14 protein-coding genes are annotated in these 18295 nt (G+C 46.8%); 9 read left to right on the top strand and 5 right to left on the bottom strand.

What is annotated here, in order from left to right; translation table 11 throughout:
- The first annotated feature begins 24 nt into the window (after positions 1 to 24).
- The 7 genes from GK047_RS26375 to GK047_RS26345 all read left to right on the top strand — a co-directional run bounded on the left by GK047_RS26375 (position 25) and on the right by GK047_RS26345 (position 10232).
- On the top strand, positions 25 to 1680 hold the full coding sequence (locus GK047_RS26375; RefSeq protein ID WP_163953352.1) for a response regulator: 1656 nt from the start codon (positions 25 to 27) through the stop codon (positions 1678 to 1680).
- Positions 1681 to 1695: 15 nt separating this feature from the next.
- Positions 1696 to 3468, top strand: coding sequence for a cache domain-containing sensor histidine kinase (locus GK047_RS26370; RefSeq protein ID WP_163953401.1), 1773 nt, complete (start codon positions 1696 to 1698; stop codon positions 3466 to 3468).
- Positions 3469 to 3480: 12 nt separating this feature from the next.
- Entirely contained in the window at positions 3481 to 4461 is a 981-nt protein-coding gene (locus GK047_RS26365) for a substrate-binding domain-containing protein (RefSeq protein ID WP_163953350.1), read from the top strand.
- Positions 4462 to 4568: 107 nt separating this feature from the next.
- Positions 4569 to 5639 carry a galactose ABC transporter substrate-binding protein gene (locus tag GK047_RS26360; RefSeq protein WP_163953348.1) on the top strand — a complete coding sequence of 357 codons (1071 nt, stop codon included), beginning with the start codon at positions 4569 to 4571 and terminating at the stop codon, positions 5637 to 5639.
- 152 nt (positions 5640 to 5791) lie between these two features.
- Complete coding sequence (locus tag GK047_RS26355; RefSeq protein WP_163953346.1) at positions 5792 to 7309, top strand: sugar ABC transporter ATP-binding protein; 1518 nt, start codon at positions 5792 to 5794, stop codon at positions 7307 to 7309.
- Between the two features lie 19 nt (positions 7310 to 7328).
- Positions 7329 to 8360, top strand: coding sequence for a galactose/methyl galactoside ABC transporter permease MglC (gene mglC, locus GK047_RS26350; RefSeq protein ID WP_163953345.1), 1032 nt, complete (start codon positions 7329 to 7331; stop codon positions 8358 to 8360).
- Positions 8361 to 8501: 141 nt separating this feature from the next.
- Positions 8502 to 10232, top strand: a complete 1731-nt coding sequence (locus GK047_RS26345) for a methyl-accepting chemotaxis protein (RefSeq protein WP_240344280.1) — start codon at positions 8502 to 8504, stop codon at positions 10230 to 10232.
- Positions 10233 to 10285: 53 nt separating this feature from the next.
- On the opposite strand, the gene GK047_RS26340 is transcribed toward GK047_RS26345, so the two are convergent.
- The 5 genes from GK047_RS26340 to GK047_RS26320 all read right to left on the bottom strand — a co-directional run bounded on the left by GK047_RS26340 (position 10286) and on the right by GK047_RS26320 (position 14777).
- Positions 10286 to 10723 (bottom strand): hypothetical protein, encoded by a 438-nt coding sequence (locus GK047_RS26340; RefSeq protein ID WP_205516998.1) that lies wholly within the window; start codon positions 10721 to 10723, stop codon positions 10286 to 10288.
- Between the two features lie 134 nt (positions 10724 to 10857).
- A complete protein-coding gene (locus GK047_RS26335; protein WP_163953344.1) occupies positions 10858 to 11322 on the bottom strand; it encodes a RidA family protein in 465 nt (154 codons plus the stop codon).
- Between the two features lie 39 nt (positions 11323 to 11361).
- Entirely contained in the window at positions 11362 to 12972 is a 1611-nt protein-coding gene (locus GK047_RS26330) for an N-acyl-D-amino-acid deacylase family protein (protein WP_163953342.1), read from the bottom strand.
- A gap of 21 nt (positions 12973 to 12993) precedes the next feature.
- A complete protein-coding gene (locus GK047_RS26325; protein ID WP_163953340.1) occupies positions 12994 to 14124 on the bottom strand; it encodes an alanine racemase in 1131 nt (376 codons plus the stop codon).
- Positions 14121 to 14777, bottom strand: coding sequence for a helix-turn-helix transcriptional regulator (locus tag GK047_RS26320; RefSeq protein WP_163953338.1), 657 nt, complete (start codon positions 14775 to 14777; stop codon positions 14121 to 14123). The genes GK047_RS26325 and GK047_RS26320 overlap by 4 nt, the downstream gene beginning before the upstream one ends.
- Before the next feature lie 163 nt (positions 14778 to 14940).
- Here GK047_RS26320 and GK047_RS26315 point away from each other — a divergent pair, with 163 nt between their 5' ends.
- Both GK047_RS26315 and GK047_RS26310 read left to right on the top strand, forming a co-directional pair.
- Positions 14941 to 16737 (top strand): sensor histidine kinase, encoded by a 1797-nt coding sequence (locus tag GK047_RS26315; RefSeq protein ID WP_163953337.1) that lies wholly within the window; start codon positions 14941 to 14943, stop codon positions 16735 to 16737.
- Positions 16734 to 18293 (top strand): response regulator transcription factor, encoded by a 1560-nt coding sequence (locus GK047_RS26310; protein ID WP_163953335.1) that lies wholly within the window; start codon positions 16734 to 16736, stop codon positions 18291 to 18293. Before GK047_RS26315 ends, GK047_RS26310 begins: the two co-directional genes overlap by 4 nt.
- Positions 18294 to 18295 lie beyond the last annotated feature (2 nt).

Genomic DNA, 18295 nt, shown 5'->3' with positions numbered 1-18295 from the left:
CGAGGAGCTTTAAGGAGGAAGTTTATGTACAAGCTGATACTAGTGGATGACGAAGAAGATGTACGGGAAGGCGTCGTCCGCGAAGTGGATTGGGATGCGATTGACTTCGAGGTGATAGAGAAAGCGGAGAACGGCAGAGAAGCGCTGGAAATGGTTGAGCGGCTGCAGCCTGACGTGGTCGTGACGGACATTCAGATGCCCTTCATGAATGGTTTGCAATTCGCTGAGTTAGTTCGTGAACGCTTTCCAACAATCAAGATTATTATCCTCACCGGACACGATGAGTTCGAATATGCGCAGAAGGCGGTCAAGCTGCATATCGATGAATATGTGCTGAAACCTTTTTCTGCTCAGGAGTTAATCAATGCTTTATTGAAGGTGAAGGAGCAAATTCAGGAGGAAGTGGCGCACCGGGATAACGTGCAACTGCTGAAGGAGCATTACCGTAAAAGTATGCCTGTACTGAAGGAGAACTTCTTGGCAGCCCTAATGAATCGGAAGCTCCCGCGGGAAGAGGTGATTGAGAAAGCGGCGAATTATGGTATTCAATTGGAGGGCAGCAGCTTCGTGGTAGCGGTTATAAGTATTGACGGAGTGCTGCTTCATGAAGATAATCTGGATAATAGAACCGAGCTAGCCCAATCGGTTTCCTTGAAGTATTCGGAGGACCAGGCGCTAAAGTACTTTGCTTTGCTCAATATAACCGAAGAGATAGCGGATAAACGTGGCCTTGGACTTGTGTTTATGCATAACGATCAAGTTGTCGTCTTAGCTGCTCGTGAAAGCAGTGATCGGGAAGCAGCGCTTCAAGAAACGATGAAGGTGCTGGAAGAAGTGCGCCAGAACGTAGAGAAATACTTGAAGCTTTCCGTTACGGTAGGCATTGGAACGGCCATGAAGGACGTGACCAAAGTAAGCTATTCCTATGAAGATGCCGTGCTAGCGCTCGACTATAGGCTTATTCTCGGCAATAATCGTATGATTTGCATCGATGATGTGGAGAAACGGAATGTCGAAAAGATTCGTTTTGACGATGTCAAAGAGCATGAACTGACACGTTGTATTAAGGTCGGAACGAATCAAGAAATTAAGGAAACGATTGATGAGCTTTTTCAAGGGGTAGAAGGCGGTGTCTCCGTTAAGGATTACCAGATCTATTTATTGGAGATTCTAACCTGTATTCTGAAAGCAGCGAAGGATTCAAACCTTAATATTGACGAGGTCTTCGGGGAAAACTTCATTCCTTTTACAGAAATTAATAAATTCACCTCATTGGAAGAAGCCAAGCATTGGCTGGTAGAACTGTGTGCCAGTATGATGCATCATATCGCCACGGATCGTCAGTATGCGTATAAGAACTTAGTGGACATGGCTAAGGAATATACGAAAAGTCACTTTCACGAAGGCGATATATCGATTAATAAAGTGTGCGGCCATCTTCACATTAGCGCTGGTTATTTCAGCAGTATTTTCAAAAAAGAGGCGAAGATAACCTTCGTTAATTATTTAAACCACATTCGCATGGAAGCGGCCAAAGAGATGCTGCGGACAACGGATATGAAGGCTTTGGAGATCGCCGAGAAGGTTGGTTATTCCGATGCGAATTATTTCAGCTTCAGCTTCCGCAAAAACGTAGGCGTTTCCCCTAAAGAGTACAGAAATAGTTCCAAAGGGGTGTGAAATTTGATTGGTAAAATGAAAGCCATACTGAAGGCACTGTATACCGTACTGCTTGACACGATGAGGGTCAAGAGCATCCAGTTTACGATTACAATGTCTTTTATTTTTATTACGGTGACCGTCATGTTGGTCGTCTCGCTGGTGCTCTACAATAAATTTTCAAGAACAGCGGAAGAGAATGCATTTTTGAATACGCAACAGATTATCGAACAAGTGCAATTTAACTTGGAAAATTATATTAAGGGCATGTCCGACACTTTCGAGGTGGCGGATGCCAAAATCGCCAAGAGCCGAGGGATTCCTTCGGATAAGCTGCTGGAACAGCTCGATACGATTGCAAGCACGCGAGAGGACATTGTCTCGATAGACCTATTCACAGCAGAGGGGGAACTCGTCACTGGCATTCATACGACTGAGATGCGTAAAAACACGCGGTTGACTGAACAATCGTGGTTCAAATCTGCATTGGATAACCCGAATCACCTCACCTTTTCGCTGCCCCATATTCAGAATTTGTTTAGAGATCCCTATAAATGGGTTGTTTCTATGAGCAAGGGGGTTACGATTGAGCGAAATGGCAAATGGGTGGATGCGGTGCTGCTTGTGGATGTGAACTTCAAGGCGCTAGACGATGTGTTTCGAACGGTTTCGCTCGGTAAAAAAGGTTACGTTTACATTATCGACGATTCTGCCGGGAATATCGTTTATCATCCGCAGCAGCAGCTTATTTATATTGGTTTGAAATATGAAAATGTGGAGCAGGCATTGAAATTTTCATACGGGAAGTACATGGATGTGAGTGATGGAGAGTCGCGGCTGAACGTCGTTCGAACGGTCAACAATATTGGTTGGAAAATTGTCGGCGTTTCGTATCTCGATGAAATGATCACGACCCGCAAGGAAATAAGCGCCTTTATGATTTGGCTTCTTGTCATTGTTCTCGTGTTCATTTTGTTGATTTCTGCCTTTATGTCAGCGCGTATTTCACAGCCAATCAAACGGCTCAAAAAGTCGATGGAAATGGTGGAAAAGGGCGATTTTGATACGTATATTCATGTTCGTGGGGCGGATGAAGTTGAGCAGCTATCGCGTAGATTTAATCTCATGGTGTCCCGTGTTCGCGAACTGATGGATCAAAGCATTCACGAGCAAGAAGTGCAGCGCAAGAATGAGCTTGAAGTGTTGCAATCCCAAATTAATCCTCATTTCTTGTACAATACGCTCAATTCGGTCGTTCGCATGGTGGGCAGCGGCAAAAATGAAGAGGTCATTACGACGATCACTTCATTGTCCAAATTTTTTCGAATCTCTCTGAGCCGAGGGAAAAATATTATCACCGTCCAAGAAGAGATTGAGCATATTCGCAACTATTTGATCATTCAGAAAATGCGCTATAAAGACAAGTTTGATTATGAAATTAGCGTTGAAGAAGAAGCTCTTCCATATAAGACGTTGAAGCTCATCCTGCAGCCAATTGTTGAAAATGCGCTCTACCATGGTATTGAATATTTGGCAGATACGGGTTCTATTCACATCTCGGTTCGTATTGTCGGCGAGAAAATTTTGTTTGAGATCCGCGATAATGGCGTCGGAATCCCAGAAGATAAGCTCAAGAGCATTTTGTCTGGACAAGTGAAGAGCGAAAAAGGCTCTGGGGTCGGGCTGCGCAACGTGCATGAACGAATTAAGTTATATTTCGGCTCCAGCTATGGGGTGACGGTTGAAAGTGAGCTTGAAGAAGGAACAACCGTGAACCTATGGATTCCGTTAGTACTCGAAGATGAATAAAGAGGAGAAACCATGGAAAAAACATTCAAAATTTGGCCTCTACTTGTTGCTATTACGGTCGGTGTCACCTCCATGTCCTCTTGCACGAGACAAGTCGAGGTGACACCGAATGTGCAAAAGAAGCACTTGGAAGTCGTCTTGAGAAGCCAATACGGGGACTACTGGAAAACGGTGAAAATGGGAGCGGAAGTCGCAGCCAAAGAGTTCGATGTTACTTTGGATTTCCGCGCGCCGGGGGATGAAGCTGATGTCAAAGGGCAGATCGCGCTTATGGAGCAATCCATCCATATTAAACCGGATGCCATTGTACTTGCGGCTAACGATTACAAGGATTTATCAGAGGTCGTGGATGAAGCGGCGATGCTTAATATTCCTGTCATTACGATTGATTCCGAAGTGGAAACACGTAAGGCCAAAAGCTTCATTGGCGCCAATAGCTATGAAGCGGGGACAATTGCAGGGCAGCAATTGATCAAGTTGGCAGGAACAAGCGGGAGCATTGCAATCGTGAGCTTTAAGCAGGGAGAAAGAAACACGGAGCAGAGAGAGCAGGGATTACTTGATGAGATTTCTAAGTATCCAGAGGTTAAGGTGCTTGATAAAGTGTATAGCCTAACGGATCGCAATCTTGCAGGTAAACTGACACGGAGCATCTTAGAGAGGTATCCGCTGCTGGATGGGATCGTAGCGCTGAATGAAATTACATCGATTGGTGTAGCTAGTGCTATCCAGGAAATGGGCCTCCAGGGTCAGGTGAAAATTATAACATTCGATAGCACCTCGGAGGAACTTGAATTGCTGCAAGAAGGTGTTATTCAAGCGACGATTATTCAAAATCCTTTTAGCATCGGCTATTTGGGTGTTAAGAATGCTGTTGCTGCCATCAGAGGAGACGAGGTGCCAACCCGTGTGGATACGGGGATTAAAGCTATTGATCTTAATAATATGTTCTGGTCGGACAATCAGAAGCTATTGTTCCCTTTTATAAAGTGATGAGAATATCGATATAACATGTGAGGATTTTGCATTTGTTTTGGTGTTTTGATCGATTATAGTAGGGGAAGTAAATACAAACATAACCTTTTAGGGAGGGTCTTACATTGAAAAAACTTCTTACCATTGCCGTAGCAGGTGCACTCGTTGCATCCATCGTAGGCTGTTCTAGCGCGAAAACAACTCCAGCTCCTGCAGCAAGCAGCGGAGCAACAACGACAACAACTCCAAAAGCAGACACAAGCAAGAAGCCAACCATCGGTGTTGCCATCTACAAATTCGATGACACATTCATGTCTGGTGTTCGTGCCGCGATTACGGACGCTGCTAAAGATAAAGCAATTGTAGATATCGTAGATAGCCAAAACTCCCAACCAACACAAAATGATAAAGTCGATCTTTTCATCACGAAAAAAGTAAACGCTCTTGCGATCAACGCGGTTGACCGTACAGCGGCAGGTATTATCATCGATAAAGCAAAAACAGCAAACATTCCAGTTGTTTTCTTGAACCGTGAGCCGTTGGCTGACGACATGAAAAAATGGGATAAAGTATATTACGTAGGCGCGAAAGCGGAGCAATCTGGTACGATGGAAGGCCAATTGCTGGTTGACTATTTCAAAGCTCATCCAGAAGCGGATAAAAACAAAGACGGTAAAATCCAATACGTCATGCTCAAAGGCGAGCCAGGACACCAAGATGCTGAGCTTCGCACGAAGTTCTCGATCCAAGCGATTACAGACGCAGGTCTGGGTGTAGAAAAAGTAGCAGAAGATACTGCGATGTGGGACCGTGTTAAAGGTCAAGAAAAAATGGCTGCATTCCTCGCATCCAACGAAAGCAAAATCGAAGCTGTTCTTGCGAACAACGACGATATGGCACTCGGCGCCATCGAAGCTTTGAAAGCTAAAGGCTACTTCAAGGACAACAAATTCTTACCGGTTGTAGGCGTAGATGCAACAGCGCCAGCTCTGCAAGCGCTTAGCGATGGCACATTGCTCGGAACCGTACTGAACGATGCGAAAAATCAAGGTGCGGCAACTACGAAGGTAGCAGCGGCATTGGCAAATGGTCAAACACCTAGCAAAGAAACTACAGGTTATGATGTAACTGACGGTAAATATGTGTGGATTTCCTACAAAAAGATTACAAAAGAAAACATGAACGAAGCGAAGTAATCTGAATAAAAGCAGGCAAGGGAAAGCAATGTATGCTTACGTTGCCCCCTTGCCTTCCTTATTTAGAAACCCTAGCAAAGTAATAGAGACATAAGCTTCGAAGAATGGCTTCACATTGTGTGGATTATTGTGAGCTGGTAGGGGGAGTTACCATGACTGTACATGATTATTTACTGGAAATGAATCAAATATCCAAAGAGTTCCCAGGCGTGAAAGCGCTGGATAACGTTACCCTCAAGGTTCGACCAGGAAGCGTTCATGCGCTTATGGGAGAGAATGGTGCAGGTAAATCAACCTTGATGAAATGCTTGTTCGGCATTTATAAGCCAGATGGCGGAGAGATTAAGCTGAATGGCGTAACGGCTTCCATTCAAAGCTCCAAGGATGCCTTAGCGAGTGGGATATCGATGATCCATCAAGAGCTTCATCCAGTTCCATATCGTAATGTAATGGAGAACATTTGGCTCGGCAGATTTCCGTTAAAAGGGATCGGACCTTTGAAATTAGTAGATCACAAAAAGATGCGTAGAGATACAGAGAGCTTGTTTAAACAGCTCCAGATGGACATCAAACCAGATACACTCGTAGGAACGCTATCCGTTTCGAAAGTGCAATCCATTGAAATAGCGAAGGCTGTTTCATTCAATTCGAAAGTCATTGTTATGGATGAGCCGACATCGTCGCTAACGGGCAACGAAGTCGAGCAGCTCTTTCGAATCATTCGCGAATTGAAAAGTCGCGGTGTTTCGATCATCTATATTTCACATAAAATGGAAGAAATATTGGAGATTTCGGATGAAGTAACAATCATGCGGGACGGTACCAAAATCGGCACGTGGGCATCATCAGAGCTGACAACCGACATGATCATCTCGAAGATGGTTGGACGTGATCTCAAAGAACGGTTTCCAGAGCGCAGCAATGTTCCGAGCGGCGTGCTTATGAAAGTAGACGGATTGACTTCCGTCATTCCCAAATCGTTCAAAAATGTTTCCTTCGAGCTGCGCAAAGGTGAAATTTTAGGCGTCGGCGGTTTAGTTGGCGCTCAGCGTACAGAGCTTGTTGAAGCTTTGTTCGGGATGAGGGGAATCGCCGCCGGTCAGATTTCGATACATGGTAAGCCTGTGAAATTAAAGTCGCCGATCGATGCGATTAAGCAGAAAATCGCCTTACTAACGGAGGAGCGTCGCGTCACTGGGATCTTCCCGGTGTTGTCTGTGCTTGAGAATACCGTCATCGCGAATCTGGGGCGCTATATGAATCCGTTTGGCTTGATTAATGAAGCCAAGCGTCGAGAAGAAGTGAAACGAAGCATCGAGATGCTTCGGGTGAAAACGCCGAACATGTACGCGTTGATTAAAAATCTGTCAGGCGGTAACCAGCAAAAGGTGCTTTTGGCCAGATGGCTGCTGACGGAACCCGATGTGCTGCTGCTTGATGAGCCGACGCGGGGAATCGATGTAGGAGCGAAATTTGAGATTTATTCCATCATCGCGGATCTGGCGAAGCAAGGTAAAAGTATTATCATGATCTCATCTGAAATGCCCGAGTTGCTTGGGATGTCAGACCGAATCATGGTCATGTGCGAAGGACGCCTTACAGGGATCGTAGACGGGAATAGAGCAACAGAAGAAGAGATCATGCGCCTTGCTGCACAGCATATGGCATAATGGAGGGGGCCGATTAACCATGAGTACGAAGGCAGAAACTTTAAAAACAAGAAATTTGAGCAGCTTTATAACCAAATATGCAATTTACATTGTCCTCGTCGTGCTGGTCATTGGCATCGCGATTTACGATCCGCGATTTTTATCAATTAATATTTTGCGTGATATTTTACTACAATCCTCTACACGCGTTATCATTGCGCTAGGTGCTGCGTTCATCCTAATCACGGGAGGAACGGATCTTTCCACCGGACGTATTGTCGGTCTGACGGCGGTTGTTTCAGCTTCCATGCTGCAGACGCAGGAATATGGAAGAAGATTTTTTCCAGGTTTGCCTGATTTGCCTTTGATTGTTCCGATTTTAATCGCCATTGCAGCAGGTCTCCTGATTGGTTTAATTAACGGAATTATCGTAGCCAAATTGCGTGTTCCGCCGTTCATTGCCACGTTGGGAACGATGGTAGCCGTTTACGGCGCTAACTCTCTTTATTTCGATATGAAGCCGAATCAGTCCCAGCCTATCGGTGGTCTTAGACCGGATTTCAGTAAGCTAGGTACAGGATTTATTGGTAAAGACGCAACGTACTCCATTCCATATATTGTTATTATAGCGATTGTAGTAGCTCTTATCGTCTGGGTAGTATTTAACAAAACGAAGCTCGGGAAGTATATGTATGCCATCGGTGGCAACATTCATGCGGCAACGGTTTCGGGGATTAACGTTAACCGTTACCTGATCTACATTTATGCGATTGCAGGTGCTTTATACGGTTTGGCGGGGGTATTGGAAGCAGCAAGAACAGGTGGCGCAACGAACAACTACGGTAACATGTACGAACTTGATGCGATTGCAGCTTGCGTAGTAGGCGGCGTGTCTACTTCCGGCGGTATCGGTACAGTACCAGGCGTGCTTGCAGGGGTATTGATTTTCAGTGTTATCAACTATGGTTTGACGTTCATCGGAATCAGTCCATATTGGCAGTTAATTATCAAAGGAATCATTATCGTGGCGGCCGTAGCATTTGATATGCGCAAATATATGAATGCCAAATAAAAAACTTGCATACAAACACCAAGATCATTTATACAAATTGGTCATATCAAAAGAGATAGTAGGCTGTCGAACCTAACGACAGCCTATTATCGTGCGCATAGATAAAAGCGATTACTAGAAAGAGTAAGGGGGTCGCATGAATTGACAATCAGCAAAACGAATAGATGGAAAGATCGACTATTTTCAGTTTCGTTAAGGGGCAAAATTGTCGGTACCTTTGTGATTGTATCACTACTCGTTGGTGTGACCAGCGGTATGTCCTGCATCTACTTAAATAAAGTGGACGGTTCTTATTCCGAGCTGCTTAACGATAATGTGTCTACGCTTAAACAGGTTTCAGAAATTAAAGAGAAAACACAAATGCAAAATAGCTTGTTGTTTGGCTACGTCATGGAGCCTTCGAAAGAAAAGGAAAAGCGTCTAACAGATATGAATATGAGCTTATCTGCGACTATTAAACAAATGAGCGAACACCCGGAAAATGAAAGTGAACAGAATGCTATTCAAGCGATGATGGATGCTAACCAGACGTTCGCGCGTTTAGTCAAAAAGGTGACTGACTACGGCGACAAAGGTGACGTATCCCTGGCGAAAGCGGAAGCCTCACAGTGGGCGATTCCGACCACGGAGACATTAACGCAGGCTGCGGGAAAGATCGAAGAGCTGGAAAAGATTGTGCAGGAGGAGGCATTAGCGCGTAATCATGATGCGGTCGCTTCGACGATACGTACATTAATTGGGGTGAGCGTCACTGCATTTGTCTTCGCACTGGCTATTGGTCTCATGCTATCGCGCCTGGTTGTAGCTCCCATGCGTTCTATGGTAAAAGCAGCTGAGCGAATCGCCGCATGTGATTTGACCGTTAGCGACATTCATGTGCCAAATAGAGACGAATTAAGGGATTTGGCAATAGCATTCAACCAGATGAAAGCAAACCTCCACCGTCTAATTAGTCAGGTAGGAGGCAGTGCGAAGCAAGTGGCTGCCGCCTCGGAAGCGCTCAGCAGTCATTCCGGGCAAGTAAGTGTATCCTCGGAACGAATTACGAATATCGTACAGGAAATCTCTGACGGTACCGATGTGCAGGTACGCAGCGTACATAAGGGTGTAGACATTATGGAAGAGATGTCCGCAGCCGTTGATCAAATTGCTAATGTGACGCAGCTTGCTAACTTCCAGTCATCCCAAGCACAGAAGGAAGCCGAGGCAGGGAATGAAGCGGTTGATTCCGCAATCGCTCAGATGAACGCCATTCATCATAAAATGATGGAGCTTGTAGTCTCTGTACAAAGATTAGGGCAGCGTTCCGAGCAAATTGTCAACGCCAACGGGATGATCGCGAATATCGCAAGACAGACGAACATGCTTGCACTTAACGCTTCGATTGAAGCAGCTCGTGCAGGATCGTCAGGCAGAGGATTTGCAGTCGTTGCCGATGAAATTCGCAAGCTGTCGATGCAAACTTCTGTGGCTGCTGGAGAAGTTGCAGGGCTGGTTGATGGCATTCAGATGGAAACGCAGGATGTCATTAGCTCTACAGAGTCGGGGAGCAAAGAGGTGATAACTGGGCTGCAGGTTGTCAGCGAAGCAAAGAATACTTTCAAGCGTATCCAGAACGCAATGGACGAGGTAGCAGGTCAGATCGTGGAAGTAACCGAACGTTCTGCGGCTATCGCCGAGAAAACGCGCTCAGCTGTCGAGGTCATACGCGCCATTGACGAAGTGGCTGGACAAACGGCTTCAGGGGCAAAAGTGGTATCGTCTAACGTTGAAAATCAGTACGCAAGCATAGATGAAATTGTTTCTTCTGCGACCGTGCTAAACCGTATGGCTGCAGACTTACAAGGGTTAATTGGCAGGTTCCGAGTGTAAACAACGTTCGTATGTACAGTGTAGTAAAAGCAGTGGGAGGAGCCTTCATGCTATCATGGCTTTAATCTCCTATTAACGAACGATGAGATCATGATTATAAGCAGAAGGACTCCCAAAGAATAGGCAGCTACATCCTGCCAATTCAATGTACTTCCGGCATACTCTCCATGATAAGTCGCCTTTACAAACATCCCATTACTTTCTTTTATTGCAATGGCATCATGTATATCTACATCAATAATTTTATAAAATGCAGTGCCTCGCGGATAACTGTTCGAAAAATTCCCTGAGTAAGTACCTTCCTTATCGGAATAAAGCGTCACTTTCCCTATCCTTGAACCAATTTGTTTTTTATCAACTTGGCTATTCGAGATGATATATGCTTTCCCATCATTGACGACAAAATTGTGTGCCCAATCGGCATAAGCGGTTCTCGCACATAAGGAGCCTACTAGCCAAATAGCTAGAAAAATATGTATGAAGCTTTTCAAAGGTATCCCTCCTTTCCTTATCATTTAGACTTGTCATGTGTAATTTTGTTGTGATTTACTTGAAATCAATATGAAAAGCCGACGCTAAGCTGCTTTTGGGCAGCGTAGCGTCGGCTTTTTTGGTCTTTCTGAAATTAGTCGCGGATTTCCACAATCAATTCAATTTCCACAGGTGTGTGGAAAGGAAGATCGCTAGTACCGATAGCGGAACGAGCATGTTTGCCGTTTTCGCCGAAAACATCTACCAACAAGTTGGATGCGCCATTGATGACGTAAGGTTGATCTCCGAAACCTGGTGCGCTGTTAACGAAGCCAAGCATCTTAACGATTTTCACAACGCGATCCAAATCTCCAAGGTAGCCTTTCATCACGGCTAGGCAGTTGATGATGGTTTGGCGAGCTGCAGCTTGAGCTTGTTCGATAGTAACGTCGCTTCCTACTTTACCTTCGTACATGAGATCGCCGTTAATGCGGCAATCTTGGCCGGATAGATAAATAAGATTGCCTGTTTGATTGCAAGGAATATAAGTGAAGCGCGGTTCTGGTGAAGGTGGAAGCGTGATACCGAGTTCTTGTAGACGTTTTTCGATTTGAGACATAAATGATGACCTCCAAGTCAAATTATAAATTTAGCTAGATTAGTGATTGTGATGGCAGCAGTGTTGGGCGCGGATGAAGCTTCCTTCGCGCGCTTGTGTATGCTGGCCACCCGATAAAGATAACTTACCGTTCACAACGACATGAGAAATGCCGTCAGGATACTGCCTTGGATCTTCGAAAGTCGCATGATCCTGGATAGTATCCGGGTTGAATACAGCCACATCGGCGATGTAACCAGGAACAATGAGACCGCGCATGCCTAATTTGAAACGTTGGACGGGGAAAGAGGTTACTTTTCGCACCGCTTGCTCCAAAGTTAGAATCTTCTGATCACGCACATATTTGGCAAATACCCGGGGGAATGTCCCGTATAAGCGCGGATGCGGCTTCCCTGTATCGCAAGTAAGACTATCTGAAGCGATGAGGGATTTATCGTAACCGACAACTTGGTTGACATCTTCGTCAGACATATGGAAATAGACAATCGAGATACGGCCGTCCTCTTCCAAAAGCAAATCCATCATGCACTCAGCAGGATGCTGCCCGCGCTGCTCGCTAATTTCCGCAAGGTGCTTGCCTTCGAGATGACGGTTTTTGGCTGTATGCATCGCAGAAAGGAACACACTTTGCCAGCCCGTGGAACAAATTAAATTGTCCCAATTTTTTTGTTCATGGCTCAACTCTTCCCGAATTTGAGCGCGTAATTTAGGGATTCGCAGCACTTCGAGCGCTTTTTCAATCCCGCCTTCAAGCACCCAAGGAGGAAGGATTGTCGTGAGGCTCGTTGAACCCGCATTGTACGGGTACACATCGCAAGTAACATCCATGCCGCGTGCTCTTGCATCTTCAATCAGATCCAAGGCATCGACAATTTGTCCCCAATTTCGCTTGCCTGCCGCTTTAAGATGGCTGATGTGTAGCGATACGCCAGCCTTCTCCGCTATCCAAATAACTTCTTGAACCGAAGGCAGCAAGTTATTGCCTTCCCCGCGAATATGCGTGGAGAAGAGACCGTTGTACTTCGGAAGCACAGAGCAAAGCTCAGCAATTTCTTCTTTGCTTGTGTAGCTTCCCGGTGCATAAAGCAAGCCGATGGAGAGACCGATGGCTCCAGCTTTCAGGCCTTCCTCAAGCATTTGCTTCATCAGCGTAACTTCTTGGGGAGTAGCAGGGCGATTGGCAAAGCCCATAACGGCAATCCGAAGGGCGCCATGCGCTACATAGGTAGCCAAATGCTCAGAAGGGCGTGAGCTTGCAACGGCATCCATATATTGCGCAACTGTTTCCCACGGCCATGCCCATTTGGTTTGACCGAGCACGGGTTGGACATAGCTTTGAAGCAGCTCCGCTTGCGCAGGGACGAAAGGAGCAGGCGCCAACCCACAGTTCCCGACTACTTCAGCGGTAACCCCTTGACGCATTTTGATTTCGCTATGCGGGTAATCGAAAATCATCAGATCCGAATGACAGTGACCATCAATAAATCCGGGAGAAATAACCTGTCGCTGTACATCCACAACCTGCCGCGCGTCGTCATGAATCTGACCTACAGCGACAATTTTGTTACCCTGAATCCCGACATCCCCGGCAAACCAAGGATTGCCTGTTCCATCGACAATACGTCCATTTTTGAGAATAAGATCTAACATAATCGCGATTCCTCCCTTTCCTTACTCCAACATTCCACGTGCAAGTACGGGCAAGCGTTCTAGCGCGTTGCCGCGATATAAGACAACGGAATTATGGAGGTTGACAGTACTGCAAATATGATTGGGGATAATGCGCAGCTGATCACCGACTTGCAAGCCAGCGGCTTGCGCGATCGGTCCAAGCTCGACCATACCGTGCTCTTCCGTAAGACGGACGAGCAGTGCGTCCGCGTGGCCGATGACGTGCCCGAAGCCGCGAAGCTGCAGCGGATCAGTGCCTGGCTGCACGTCGGTCGCGAACGTTTTGCTGCCGCCGTCGACGATGGCCAGGTCGGCCGAAGGTCGGCTGACGATGGTAACGAGTACGCTGCCAGCACAGTCTTCGATGCCGCAGACGCCGAAGCGCGCTTGCATCCGGTCGTGGAACACGTAGGTGCCTGGCCGTACCTCCGTTATGCCAGCTACCTCAGCTGCGTAAGCGGCCGTTGGCGTAGAGCCAACGCTGACATCCGCGATGGCAATGTCTTGCGCTCTTAAGCGCTCGGCAAGCTGCACCATCAATGTGCCTTCTTCATGGCCGGCTGCAGCCAAGTCCAGAGTGGGCTTGCCTGCAAGCAGCGAGCCGCGGAACGTGTAGATGCCAGTCAGCCGCAGGTGCGGCATCTGAGCAATTTCGGCTGCGAGTACAGCTGCCTGCTCGTAGAGCACGCCCGTTCTGCGCAAGCCGGTGTCGATCTCCAACCGAACTTGCAGCGAATGGCCGAGGCGGCTAGCCGTTTGTTCCATGCGCTGCGCGCCAGCTAAGCTATCGACGCCGACGATTAGCTCAATGCGCTCGCTCAAGCGTATGGCTCTTTCGATCTTACGCTCCGTCACGAGCGGGTAAGCGATGAAGATATTGTTCACGCCGCCCGCGGCCATAACTTCCGCCTCGGCTACTTTGGCAACCGTGATTCCGACGGCGCCAGCCGCCATTTGCTGCAGCGCAATGCGCGGGAGCTTGTGGGTTTTGGCATGGGGCCGAAGCTGCACATGATTCTTTTTAGCGATGTTAGCCATGATCTGGATGTTCTGATCCACCAGCTCTCCGTTAATAAGGAGACAAGGTGTTTCTAAGGTTTCCAACGATGTTTCAACTTGCAAGTCCATCATTCTTCACTCTCCTTTGCAGCACTTTTACCTTCTTCTAAGTGACTATAGAGGGTATACTTGGAAATATTTAGATAGGCGCATATTTTCTCGCCGCCTTTTTTGATAAGGAAGGCGCCTTTGCTGTCTAGCAGTTGAATCATTTTCATCTTGTCTTCCTTTGTCATAACAGCGACAGGCTTACCGACCTGCTCTTGCGCCTCTTGAATAAGAGCGTCTAGCAAATCGCTTACACTGGTGACGAACGATTCTTTGATTTCGGTTTGTTCCCCTGGATTGATGAGCGTTTGCAGCGTTTTGCCTGCTACCATCAGCTCCGTGATATCAAAGTTGATACAAAGCGAGCCAATGATATTGCCTTCTTTATTTTTCATATACATGGAACTGGATCGCAGAATGCGTCCGTCCTTCGTTTGCGTCATATAGTTCGATTTGTTGCCGTTCACTTGGCTGCCTCGCAGCAGTTCAAGTCCTAGATTCGTACCTGGATCTCCCACATTACGGCCAGTGATATGCCCATTCGCAATGGCGACAATGGAACTATCGTAGGAGCCGGTTAAATCATGCAGAACAACCTCGCAGCTATCTCCGAATTGGGCAGCAAGCCCAGTAACGAGATCTGTCAAAAAATCAAATTCATCATGAATCGATTCCATGAATCCCTTCTCCCCTTGCATGGTTATTCTGAGCAAAATGGTACCACAAACAATTTGTTTGTCAAACAAAAAGTTTGTTAAGCTAAAAAAAAGTATGATATTTACACAGGGCTCATGGTAATATGTAAAAAAGCTAATTGTAAGAATAAAGGGGGAATCACCCATGAAGCGCTGGATTGCCAAATCCCTGAAACGCAAGCTGTCATTGTTGATCCTTTTTGCCGTTATACTGCCGCTACTCTCAACAGGTGTTGTTTCTTATCGCATCGCAACGTCGGTAACGGAAGATAAAGCGAAGCAGTCGGGGATGAACACGTTGAGGCAGATTATGGACAAGCTCGATTTTGTCACGCAGGACGTGGAGAACATGTCTATTTTCATAATTGGGCAAAAGGATATTCAAACCTATCTGACCAACTCAGAAGGGGATGTCAACAGTTACTCGCAGATCGTCGGTACGCTATGGAATCTCTCCTATTCCAAAAAATACATCTCCAACATTACGATTACACCCAAAAATAGCAGCCCTGTCTTATCTACAACAACGATAACGAACTCAGGGTTATATCCGCTTTTGCAGCAAAATGAATCCGTTTACAAATCTGCCGCGAAATGGTGGTCGCCGCTTTATGCAAACCAGACCTCGGATGGTCCTAAACGCATCATTTCTTTAGTGAGGCCCATACGCGATACGAATACCTTCAAGACAATAGGCACGTTGGCAATTAGTCTAGACCAAGCGGAGATTGAGCGATACGTAGTGGAAGCCGGCTGGGAACATAGCGGGTTCGTTCTACTGCTGGATCAGTATAACAATATTATCGCTGGAGGCGATCCTGTATGGTTAGGACGTTCTGCAGCGGAGATGTTTCCAAGCTTGGGAAATCTCCAGAACCCCAGCGGCATTCTTAGCTTAGCTTTCGATAATCAGCGTCATACCCTTTTATATAATGCGATTCCTAAACTTGACTGGAAGTTGGTCGGTTTCATTCCTACCCACATTTATCAGGCGCAAAATGGTTACGTGCTTACAGTCACAGCCGTTGCCATAGGGATTGCCCTGCTAATTACGATTGTGATGGTGCTTTATTTCTTTCAGTGGGTAACGAAACCTTTGATCAAATTGACGAAATATCTGAAAGATTTGAATCCTGACGATACGATTCCGACCTACGAGGTAAAGAGTACCGACGAGGTCGGGCTGCTTGTTCACAGCTATAACAAGCTAAGTGAGCGCATCGGCAGACTCAAAGATCAGGTACAGCTGAATGAAGCGATGAAAAAAGAGGCGGATATATTAGCGCTGCAGGCACAGATTAATCCGCACTTCCTCTACAATACCCTTTCCTCTATCCACTGGATTGCGCTGATGAACAAGGATCGCCAGATTGCCGAAATGGTAGGAGCGCTCAGCGATTTCTTACGCTTTAGCTTAAACAAAGGCGAGGAATTCTGTGTTGTGCAGCAGGAGGTGTCGCATGCACAGAACTATGCTTATATCCAAGCGATTCGGTTTCCGGAGCAATTCGAGATTGAGTTCTTTATGGATCCAGGGATGCTTCAAATCCCGATGCTGAAGCTGCTGCTGCAACCCCTCATAGAAAATAGCTTGATCCATGGCATTCAGAAGAAGAAATCAAAGGGGAACATCTATGTGCATGGCGAACTGCAGGAAGATAGGATGAAATTCGTTGTTGAAGATACCGGAATCGGGATGGAAGAGAGCAAGCTTTACGATATCCAGCAGCAGCTTGCTTTAGCTAATCGCCAGATGGGCTTACTGGACGAAGCAGCCAAGGAACGTAAGAAAACGATAACCAGCTATGGTCTCATCAATGTGCACCGAAGATTGCTGCTGCATTACGGCATCCATGCGGGGCTTGAAGTTGATAGTACCAGTGGTGCCGGCACGCGAATCACATTTTCAATACCTCTGTCGAAGGGAGAGACGTCATTATGAAAATCTTAATTGTGGATGATGAAGTCATCATACGTACAGGCTTATGTACGGTGATCAATTGGAAGGAGCTAGGGCTTGAGCTGCTCCCACCCGCCTCTTCGGCTGAAGAGGCTTTGGAGCGTATCCCTGTGGAGAAGCCGCACATTGTGCTTACGGATATTCGAATGTCCGGTATGGACGGTATTGAGCTTGCCCGTGTGGTCAAGGGAATGCTGCCGGATACGGAAATCGTCATCCTTACCGGATATGATGACTTTGGTTATGCGCAGCAGGCCCTTCGCGAAGGTGTAACCGACTATTTGCTCAAGACAAGTCGTCCCGAAGAGATTATTAAAGCTGCTTTGAAAGCCAAGCAAAATATCATGGATAAATGGGAATCGATGAAGCAAGATAATCTTCAACAAGCTGCCCTGCGCAATCAATTGTTGGATCGTGCGTTACAAAGGGGCGTGCAGGATGATCCAGAAGGACGGGCACAGCTGTGCTACTGGTTTCATAAACGAAGGGTTAATGTGCAGGAGCAGTCGGAATCGCCTGCTCCCATGCAAGTGCTGCTCGTCTCGGTATCAGGTTGGGGACAGGCGCCGTTCACGGGGCTTTTACAGGGAGCGGCGGAGAATATTCTCTTTGAACTGCTCCCCTGCGTAACCCTTATGAATAAAGATCATTTATTGCTCGTCGTCCGCGTGGAAGCAGGCGAGGCCGAACATAGTGGCTTGAAGCGGGCGATCAAGCGTGTTACGGATACGCTCAAATGCGTTGCTTTTACGGCGGTGGGCAGCGTAGCCCTCGATTACGAGAGCTTGCGGGAGTCTTACCGCACAGCCAAGGAGATTTTTGCTTATCGGGGATTGCTAGGTACTCAGGGTTTATATACAGAAGAGGATATACGTGAGCGCAGCGGGGGGCGCACGGTTTGTACGGAGAAGGAAGAGGCTGAGCTTACAGCCATTCTGATGAGCGACAACGCGACTGAGCTGCGTCATTGGGTCAATCAGAAGGTGCGCGCGTTGCTGGAGGATACCACGGCTACGCCCGTTTCCGTCCAAGGCTACTTACATTCGATGATCATTACGGGGCGCCGCTGGTTAGAACGTGCCCGCGCCTCTCAAGCGAAAACGATTCCGGTCGAAGCGCTGCCTTCGTTTGAAGGCGACAGTCGTCCCGAAGAAGAAGTATTTAAGTCCTTATCCGCGGTCATGACCAGCTTTCATCAAGGTTTGGGACAAAATCGGTACGCTTATATTCATAAGTCAATCGCTTACATTCGGGACAACTTGGATCAAGCGATATCGCTCCAACAGGTTGCGAGGTTCGTGCACGTGAATCCCAATCATTTCAGTGAAGTATTCAAACGCGAAACAGGCTGCACGTATATAGAATTTGTTACGCAAGAGCGAATAAAACGCGCAATTGATATCCTTCAAAGCTCGCAGACCAAGGTCAGCGACGTAGCCAGAAGAGTAGGGTATGAAGATATTAAATACTTTACGCAGCAGTTCAAAAAGTACACTGGAAGAACACCATCTGAATTTCGGCAGGGGAGCAAAGACTGATA

The sequence above is a fragment of the Paenibacillus sp. SYP-B3998 genome, assembly GCF_010820665.1.
Lineage (GTDB): Bacteria > Bacillota > Bacilli > Paenibacillales > NBRC-103111 > Paenibacillus_E.
This window is presented reverse-complemented; position numbering and strand designations above follow the sequence as displayed.

Coding starts and splice junctions, on each gene's coding strand:
- GK047_RS26375 (WP_163953352.1), top strand. CDS start 25: ATGTACAAGCTGATACTAGTGGATGACGAAGAAGATGTACGGGAAGGC.
- GK047_RS26370 (WP_163953401.1), top strand. CDS start 1,696: ATGAAAGCCATACTGAAGGCACTGTATACCGTACTGCTTGACACGATG.
- GK047_RS26365 (WP_163953350.1), top strand. CDS start 3,481: ATGGAAAAAACATTCAAAATTTGGCCTCTACTTGTTGCTATTACGGTC.
- GK047_RS26355 (WP_163953346.1), top strand. CDS start 5,792: ATGACTGTACATGATTATTTACTGGAAATGAATCAAATATCCAAAGAG.
- mglC (WP_163953345.1), top strand. CDS start 7,329: ATGAGTACGAAGGCAGAAACTTTAAAAACAAGAAATTTGAGCAGCTTT.
- GK047_RS26335 (WP_163953344.1), bottom strand. CDS start 11,322: ATGTCTCAAATCGAAAAACGTCTACAAGAACTCGGTATCACGCTTCCA.
- GK047_RS26330 (WP_163953342.1), bottom strand. CDS start 12,972: ATGTTAGATCTTATTCTCAAAAATGGACGTATTGTCGATGGAACAGGC.
- GK047_RS26325 (WP_163953340.1), bottom strand. CDS start 14,124: ATGATGGACTTGCAAGTTGAAACATCGTTGGAAACCTTAGAAACACCT.
- GK047_RS26320 (WP_163953338.1), bottom strand. CDS start 14,777: ATGGAATCGATTCATGATGAATTTGATTTTTTGACAGATCTCGTTACT.
- GK047_RS26315 (WP_163953337.1), top strand. CDS start 14,941: ATGAAGCGCTGGATTGCCAAATCCCTGAAACGCAAGCTGTCATTGTTG.
- GK047_RS26310 (WP_163953335.1), top strand. CDS start 16,734: ATGAAAATCTTAATTGTGGATGATGAAGTCATCATACGTACAGGCTTA.